This window comes from Spirillospora sp. NPDC049652 (assembly GCF_040675125.1).
Taxonomy (GTDB): domain Bacteria; phylum Actinomycetota; class Actinomycetes; order Streptosporangiales; family Streptosporangiaceae; genus Spirillospora.
The window spans coordinates 1-7,813 of record NZ_JBFAOF010000283.1 but is presented as its reverse complement, the minus strand read 5'-3'; the positions used below and the strand labels follow the sequence as shown (position 1 = coordinate 7,813).

Sequence of the window (7,813 nt, the reverse complement as noted above, 5' to 3'; positions counted from 1 at the left end):
GCGCACGCGCTGAACCTGCCGGGCAGCGACGCGACCTGGGCCGATCCGCTGCCGCCGCTGCCGCCCGTCCCGGGCTGGCGGCGCACCGGAACCGAGCTGACCTGGGCGGCGACGTTCCTCGGCCCGTGGATGTGGCGGCGCGTGCGGGGCCGGTCGTCCGGGGACGGCCGCACCGCCAAGCGCCCCGAGCTGCTGCCCGTCACGCTTCCGTAGGAACGCCCGCGAAGAGGTCGTCCTCGGGGAGGGTGACCGGGACGGCCGCCTTCGCCAGGAAGTAGTCCTCGGTCGGCCAGACCTCGCGCTCGACGTCGCGGTCGTGCAGCATGAATCCGCTGTGCGGATCGACCTGCGTCTCGTGCGCGAGCAGTGCCCTGTCCCGGAGGGCGAAGTACTCCGCGCACGCGACGCGCGTGGTGAACTCCGGCGCGGGAACGTCGTCCGGGAACTCCTTCAGGACGTCCGCCATCGGCGATTCCATGCCGCGCGCGGTCATCCCGTCGTGCAGCGCCTGGAACCACGCCTTCGACAGCGCGCCGTGGAAGTAGAGCTTGAGCGGTTGCCACGGCTCGCCCCCGCCGGGAAAGCGGTCGGCGTCGCCCGCCGCGTCGAAGGCCGCGACGGTCACCTCGTGCGTGCGCACGTGGTCGGGGTGCGGATAGCCGCCGGTCTCGTCGTAGGTGACGACCACGTGCGGACGGAACTCCCGCATGACCGCGACGAGCCGTTCGGTGGCCTCGTCCAGGGGCGTCAGCGCGAAGCAGCCGTCCGGCAGCGGTTCGCCGGGCGCGGGGAGGCCCGAGTCGACGAAGCCGAGGAACCGCTGCTCGACGCCGAGGACCGCCCGCGCCGCGTCCATCTCCGCCCGCCGGAGGGCGGGCAGGTTCGCGCGGACGTCCGGGCGGTCCATCGCGGGGTTGAGGACGTCGCCGCGCTCGCCGCCCGTGCAGGTGACGACCAGCACCTCCACGTCGACACGGGCCGCGCCCGGCACAGGGACACCCTCGGCCGCGTACTTGGCCAGCGTCGCCGCGCCCTTGTTGGACTCGTCGTCGGGGTGGGCGTGCACGGACATCAGTCGCAGGGTCATGAGCGAAAATCTTAGGTTCGACCTAACTAACTGGCAAGCTAATTTTTAGGTTCGACATAAGCTCCTGCCCGGGCGGCGCAGCAGGCGGCGTGCGCGGCGCGGTCGGCGACCTCCTCGTCCAGGGGATCGCCGCTGGCCAGGAAGCGGTAGTAGAGCGGTGCGGACACCGCGCGGACGACCTCGGCGGCGTCCGTGCCCTCGGGCACCTCGCCCCGCTCGACGGCCTGCGTCACGCAGGGGGCCCACTCCGCGATGCGCGTGGCATAGAAGCGGTGCAGCGCCTCGGCGGTGCGCTCGTCGCCGGTCGCGGCGGCGATCACGGCCTTGAACAGCGCGCCCTGCCGTTCGTCGGTGAGCGTGCGGACGACCAGCCGGGCGTTCGCGCGCAGGTCGCCGTCCAGGGAGCCGGTGTCGGCGCGGGGGACCGACTGCTCGGCCATCCCCTCCAGCAGATCGGCGACCAGCAGGGGCGCGCTGCCCCAGCGCCGGTACACGGTCGTCTTGCCGACCTCCGCGCGGCGCGCGATCTCGGCCAGGTCGATGCCGTCGAAACCGCACTCGATCAGCGCGTCCTCCGCCGCGCGGAGCACGGCGGCGCGCACCCGGGCGGTCCGGCCGCCGGGGCGCAGGGTGCCGGGCACGGTCTCCGGTTCAGCCATAACGGGTCTCCAGTTCCATTTAGGCGCGACGGGTGGTACGGTCATCCCATCTTAACGGAACTACAGAACCGTTTAGCCCTGGAGGCTTCCGTGGCCACGCCCACCACCGCGTCACCCGTGACACCCGCGTCCCCCACATCCCACACCGCCGTTCCGACCCCGGCCGCGCACCGCATGAGCGGACGGCAGCGCCTGCTGCTCACCCTGCTGCTCGGCGCGCAGTTCATGGTCGCCGTCGACTTCTCGATCCTGAACGTCGCGCTGCCCGAGGTCGGCGCGGGCCTCGGCTTCTCGCTGGCGAACCTGCAGTGGATCGCCACCGCGTTCGCGCTCGCCGCCGCCGGGTTCACCCTCCTGTTCGGACGCCTCGCCGACCTGGTCGGACGCAAGCGCCTGTTCATCGGCGGGATGGCCGTCCTCGGCGCGTCGTCCCTGCTCGGCGGCCTGGCCACCGGCCCCGAGGTGCTGCTGACCGCGCGCGTCCTGCAAGGGCTCGCGACCGCCGCCGTCACGCCGGCCGGCCTGGCCCTGCTGACCACCGCGTTCCGCGAGGGACCGCTGCGCGAGCGCGCCCTCGGCCTGAACGGCGCGCTGATGTCGGCCGGGTTCACCGCCGGGGCGATCCTCGGCGGCCTGCTGACCAGCCTGCTGTCCTGGCGCTTCGCGTTCCTGATCAACGTGCCGGTCGCCGCGCTGGTGGTCGCGCTCGCCCCCCGGATGATCACCGACTCGCGGCCGGCCGTCCGGCCCCGGCTGGACCTGCCCGGCGCGGCCTCGGTGACCGCCGGCCTGCTGCTGCTGGTGTTCGGCCTCACCCAGGCGGGCGAGCACGGCTGGACCGCCCCCGGCACCCTCGGCTCGCTCGCCGCCGGCGCCGTGCTGGTCGTCGCGTTCTGGTTCGTGGAGAAGCGGGCCGCCGAGCCGCTCGTCCCGACCGCCCTGCTCAAGCGCCGCACGGTCATCTGGGGCAACACCGCCGGGCTGGTCGCGTTCGTGACCGAGACCTCGCTGGTCTTCCTGCTCACCCTGTACCTGCAGAAGGTCCTCGGCTACTCGCCGCTGGCGACCGGGCTGGCGTTCGGCGTCCTCGGGCTCGGCACCGTCCTCGGCGGCGCCTTCGGCGGACGCGTCGTCGGCCGGTTCGGCGCCCGCGCCACCATCCTCACCGGCGGCCTCGTCCAGGCCGCGGCGACCGCCACGCTGATCGCCCTCGGCACCTCGCCCGCCTGGATCGGCCTGCTGCTCGCGGCGACCTTCGCCGGCGGCGTCGGGAACATGCTGATGATCGTCGCCTTCATGGTCACCGCCACCTCGGGCCTGCCGGACGCCGACCAGGGGCGCGCGACCGGCCTCGCCACCATGACGCAGCAGATCGGCATCACGCTCGGCACCCCGATCATGAGCGCCGTCGTGATCGCGAGCTCCACGGCCGCGGACGTCCTGCCCGGCATCCGCGTCGCGATCGGCGTCAACGCGGCCCTGGTCGCCGCCGGTGCCGTCGTCGCCGCGGCCGCCCTCAAGCGGGCGCGTTGACCGACCCCGCCGACGGGTCCGCACCCCGTCTGAGGGCTCGCGGACCCCGGGACCGCAGCCCGCCTCTCCGATCGACCCGGCCGTCACCCGGCCGGGTCGATCGCCTGTGCGCCGAGCAGCGACTTCACGTCCGCCGCGAACGCGGGCCCCGGCGCGACCTTGAAGGCGGGCAGGTCGAACAGGACGTCCTTCGCGCCGCGCCGCCGCAGCAGCATGTGCACGGGCGCCGAGCCGGGATGGGCCGTCAGGACGTGCTTGAGCTCCCGGACGAGGCGGAGCGTGACGCGCGGCTCCGCGACCGACAGCACGACGGGCGGCGGCTCCAGGCCCGTCTCGATGTCGAGGACGGCGACGTCCTCCACGTAGAAGCTGATCGCGTCGTCGCGCGCGTTGACCCGGCCCTGCAGCGCGACGACCCGGTCCTCGGCCAGCAGCTCCCCGTACAGCGCGTACGTCTTCGGGAAGACCAGGCATTCGAGCGCGGCGTGATGGTCCTCCAGGGCGACGACGGCCCACGGCGAGCCCTGCTTGGTGACGCGGCGCTGCAACCCCGCGATGATCCCGCTGATCCGGACGGCCCCGTCGGTGCGCCCGGACGCGAGCAGGTCCGCGAGCGAGAGGTCCCGGTGCGCCTGGAGCACCGGCTCCGCGCCGTCCAGGGGATGGCTGGAGACGTAGAGGCCGAGCATGTCGCGCTCGTGCGCGAGCAGCGTCGCCTTGTCCCACTCCTCCAGGTCGGGGACCGCGACGAGCGGGCCGGCTCCGTCGCCCGCGTCGGCGTCGGCGTCCGCCTCGGCGGAGCCGCCGAACAGCGCGTCCTGCCCGTGCGCCTGGTGGCGTTTCAGGTCGAGGACGCTGTCCACCGCCTCCTCGTGCACCGCGACGACCGCGCGGCGCGTGTGCCCGGACGAGTCGAACGCCCCCGCCTTCGCCAGCGACTCGATGACCCGCTTGTTGCAGACCGCCGCCGGGACCCGCGCGAGGAAGCCCGCGAACCCGCCGAACGGCCCGCCCTCCCGCCGCGTCGCGGTGATCGACTCGACGACGCCCGCGCCGACGTTGCGGATCGCGCCGAGCCCGAACCGGATGTCCGCGCCGACGGCGGTGAAGCCCAGCTCGCTCTCGTCCACGTCCGGCGGCAGGACGCGGACGCCGAGCCTGCGGCAGTCCGACAGGTAGACGGCCATCTTGTCCTTGTCGTCACCCACGGACGTGAGCAGCGCGGCCATGTACTCGGCGGGGAAGTTGGCCTTCAGGTAGGCCGTCCAGTACGAGACCAGGCCGTACCCGGCGGTGTGCGACTTGTTGAAGCCGTAGCCGCTGAACGGCACCAGGACGTCCCACACGGCCTTGACCGCCTCGGCGGAGAAGCCGCGCTCGCGCATGCCCGCCGAGAACCGCTCCCACTCGGCGTCCAGGACGTCCTTCTTCTTCTTGCCCATGGCCCGGCGCAGCATGTCGGCCGCGCCGAGCGAGTACCCGGCGAGCTGCTGCGCGATCGCCATCACCTGCTCCTGGAACACCACCAGGTGGTAGGTGTCGCCGAGGATCGGTTCGAGTGCGTCCGCCAGCTCGGGATGGATCGGCTCGACCTCCTGCCGGCCCGTCTTGCGCAGCGCGTAGTTCGTGTGCGCGTTCATCTCCATCGGGCCGGGCCGGTACAGCGCCGACACCGCCGCGATGTCGGTGAACGTGGTCGGCCGCATGAGCCGCAGCAGCGTCCGCATCCCGCCGCCGTCGAGCTGGAAGACGCCGAGGGTGTCGCCGCGCGCCAGCAGCTCGTAGGTCGCCGGGTCGTCCAGCGGGACGTCGTGGATGTCCACCTCCAGCCGCCGGTTCGCCCGGATGCCCTCGATCGCGTCGTTGATGACCGTGAGGTTGCGCAGGCCGAGGAAGTCCATCTTCAGCAGGCCCATGTCCTCGGCCTGCGTGAACGGGAAGCCGGTGACGACCGGGCCGTCCGCCTTCGGCCGGACGAGCGGCAGCACGTCGAGCAGCGGCTCGGACGACAGGATCACGCCCGCGGCGTGGACGCCGGTGCCGCGCGTCAGGCCCTCGACGCCGCGCGCGGTGTCCAGGACGCGCCGCACGTCCGGGTCGTCCGCGTACATGCGGCGCAGCTCGGCGGCCTCGCCGTGCCGGGGGTGCGCCTCGTCATGGACGGCCGAGAGCGGGATCTCCTTGCCCCCGGCCGCCGCGGGGAACGCCTTGGTGATCCGGTCGCCGAGCGCGTACGGCAGGCCGAGGACACGGCAGGCGTCCTTCACCGCGGCCTTGGCCTTGATGGTGTTGAACGTGACGATCTGGCAGACCCGGTCCGCGCCGTACGTCCGGGTGACGTAGTCGATCATCTCGTCCCGGCGGCGGTCGTCGAAGTCCAGGTCGATGTCGGGCATGGTGACGCGCTCGGGGTTGAGGAACCGCTCGAAGATCAGCCGGTGCTCGATCGGGTCCAGCTCGGTGATGCCCGTGCAGTACGCGACGATCGAGCCGGTCGCCGAGCCGCGTCCCGGGCCGAGGCCGATGCCGTTCTTCCGGGCGTGCTCGCAGATGTCGGCGACGACGAGGAAGTAGCCGGGGAACCCCATGTCCTCGATGACCGACAGCTCGTGGTCGATGCGTTCCAGCACCTCGGGCGACGGCTCGCCGCCGTAGCGCCGCCGCGCGCCGCGCAGGGTCTCGGCGCGCAGCCAGGACGCCTCGGTCTCGCCGTCCGGGACGGGGAACTCGGGCATCAGGTCGCGGTGCGCGAACACCGGGTCGTAGTCGCCCACGCGCTCGGCGATCAGCAGCGTGTTGTCACAGGCCCCGGGCACCTGGTCGTCCCACATCGCGCGCATCCGGGCGGCGTCCTTCAGGAAGTAGCCGCTGCCGGAGAAGCGGAACCGGTCGGCGTCGGCGAGCCGCTTGCCGGTGCCGATGCACAGCAGCGCGTCGTGCGCGTCCGCCTGGTCCTCGGTGACGTAGTGCGAGTCGTTGGTCGCGAGCGGGCGCAGCCCGAGGGCGCGTCCGATCCGCAGCAGGTCGTCGCGGACGCGCCGCTCGATCGGCAGCCCGTGGTCCATCAGTTCGAGGAAGAAGTTGTCCGCGCCGAACACGTCGCGGTGGCGGGCGGCGGCCGCGACCGCCGCGTCGTACTGGCCGAGGCGCAGCCGCGTCTGCACCTCCCCGGACGGGCAGCCGGTCGTGGCGATCAGGCCCGGCGCGTACTCGGCGAGCAGCTCGTCGTCCACGCGCGGGTACTTCTGCGCGCGGCCCTCCAGCCAGGCCCGCGACTGGAGGCGGAACAGGTTGCGCAGGCCGTCCGCGTCCTCGGCCCAGACCGTCATGTGGGTGTAGAGGCCGCGTCCGGAGACGTCGCCGCCCGCGCCGGTCCGCTCGTCCGACCTGCGCAGGGACGGGTCGTCGCTCCAGAACACCGGCTCGCGGCGGTGCCGGGGGCCGGGCGCGACGTACAGCTCCGCGCCGATGACCGGCCGGACGCCCGCCTTCGCCGCCGCCTGGTGGAACTCGTAGGCCCCGTGCACGTTGCCGTGGTCGCTCATCGCGACGGCGGGCATCCCGAGCCGCGCCGCCTCCGCGACCAGCGCGCCGACCTTCGCAGCGCCGTCGAGCATCGAGTACTCGGTGTGGACGTGCAGGTGCACGAAGGAGTCCACGCTTCCACTCCCGCAGGTTGTAGCTTGTGTCGCCTCCGGGCATCCCATCTGCATGGAGATCACGCTGTCCAACAACGGACACGCGAGATGATCACAACCGGCCGTTGTACAACGAGATCAGCGGGCCGGAGTCGCGCGGCGAACGCGCACCGACTTCCCCAGCGCGAGGACGGCCAGCAGCCCCACGAGCGCGCACACCCCGGACCAGCCGAACCGGGCGTAGGAGTGCGCGCCGAGCCACGAGCCGACGCTGCCGCCGAGGTACGCGCAGGTCATGTAGGCCGTGTTGACGCGGCTGCGCTCGGAGTCCCGCAGCGCGTAGTTGCGCACCTGGTTCGCGACCATGCCCGACTGCATCGCCACGTCCAGGATCAGGAAGCCCGCGACGAGCGCGGCGACGCCGGCCGTGCCGCCCGTTCCCCCGGCGGCGAGGACCAGCGCCGACACCACGACGGCGAGCATGCTCACGCGGTTGACCGGGTCCGGGCCGCGCCGGTCGGCGACGCGTCCGGCGAGCGGCGTGCAGAACATCGTGGCGGCGTTGACCAGGGCGAGCAGCCCGACCGCACGCGTCGTCAGGCCGTAGCCGGGACCGGTCAGCAGCAGCGCCACCCCCGTCCAGGCGGCGGAGAAGCCGCCGAAGACCGCCGCCTGGTAGAGGCAGGACCGGCGCAGCTCGGGCTCGGTGCGCAGCAGACGCAGCGGCGCCGCCAGCAAGACCGGGTACCGGTCGCGCGTCCCCGGCTCGGTGTGCGGCAGGACGCGCGCCAGGACCAGCGCCGACACGAGCGTCAGCGCGGCGGCGGCGAAGTAGGGGGCGCGCCAGCCGAGCCACTCGCCGGCGAAGCCGCCGAGCGTCCGCGACAGCAGCATGC

General features: G+C 73.2%; 5 protein-coding genes and 1 pseudogene. 2 read left to right on the top strand and 4 right to left on the bottom strand.

All coding sequences use genetic code 11. The features are described 5' to 3' along the window. Window positions 1-213 (top strand): annotated as a pseudogene (locus AB0J52_RS19330) (SGNH/GDSL hydrolase family protein); the annotation flags it as partial. Here AB0J52_RS19330 and mca read toward each other — a convergent pair. Together mca and AB0J52_RS19320 are read right to left on the bottom strand one after the other, a co-directional pair. Further along, the gene (mca, locus tag AB0J52_RS19325; RefSeq protein ID WP_500182973.1) at window positions 200-1,087 is read right to left on the bottom strand and encodes a mycothiol conjugate amidase Mca; all 888 of its coding nucleotides are present in this window, start codon (window positions 1,085-1,087) and stop codon (window positions 200-202) included. The pseudogene AB0J52_RS19330 and the gene mca sit on opposite strands and share 14 nt — an antisense overlap. Window positions 1,088-1,125: 38 nt before the next feature. After that, window positions 1,126-1,746, bottom strand: coding sequence for a TetR/AcrR family transcriptional regulator (locus AB0J52_RS19320; protein WP_500182972.1), 621 nt, complete (start codon window positions 1,744-1,746; stop codon window positions 1,126-1,128). A gap of 174 nt (window positions 1,747-1,920) precedes the next feature. On the opposite strand from AB0J52_RS19320, the gene AB0J52_RS19315 reads away from it, so the two are divergent. Continuing rightward, the gene (locus AB0J52_RS19315; protein WP_500182971.1) at window positions 1,921-3,279 is read left to right on the top strand and encodes an MFS transporter; all 1,359 of its coding nucleotides are present in this window, start codon (window positions 1,921-1,923) and stop codon (window positions 3,277-3,279) included. Window positions 3,280-3,362: 83 nt separating this feature from the next. On the opposite strand, the gene dnaE is transcribed toward AB0J52_RS19315, so the two are convergent. Next, complete coding sequence (gene dnaE / locus AB0J52_RS19310) at window positions 3,363-6,986, bottom strand: DNA polymerase III subunit alpha (RefSeq protein ID WP_500182974.1); 3,624 nt, start codon at window positions 6,984-6,986, stop codon at window positions 3,363-3,365. Window positions 6,987-7,055: 69 nt separating this feature from the next. Further along, a partial coding sequence (locus AB0J52_RS19305) for an MFS transporter (RefSeq protein ID WP_500182970.1) occupies window positions 7,056-7,813 on the bottom strand: 758 nt, incomplete at its 5' end.

Coding starts and splice junctions, on each gene's coding strand:
- mca (WP_500182973.1), bottom strand. CDS start 1,087: ATGACCCTGCGACTGATGTCCGTGCACGCCCACCCCGACGACGAGTCC.
- AB0J52_RS19320 (WP_500182972.1), bottom strand. CDS start 1,746: ATGGCTGAACCGGAGACCGTGCCCGGCACCCTGCGCCCCGGCGGCCGG.
- AB0J52_RS19315 (WP_500182971.1), top strand. CDS start 1,921: ATGAGCGGACGGCAGCGCCTGCTGCTCACCCTGCTGCTCGGCGCGCAG.
- dnaE (WP_500182974.1), bottom strand. CDS start 6,986: ATGGGATGCCCGGAGGCGACACAAGCTACAACCTGCGGGAGTGGAAGC.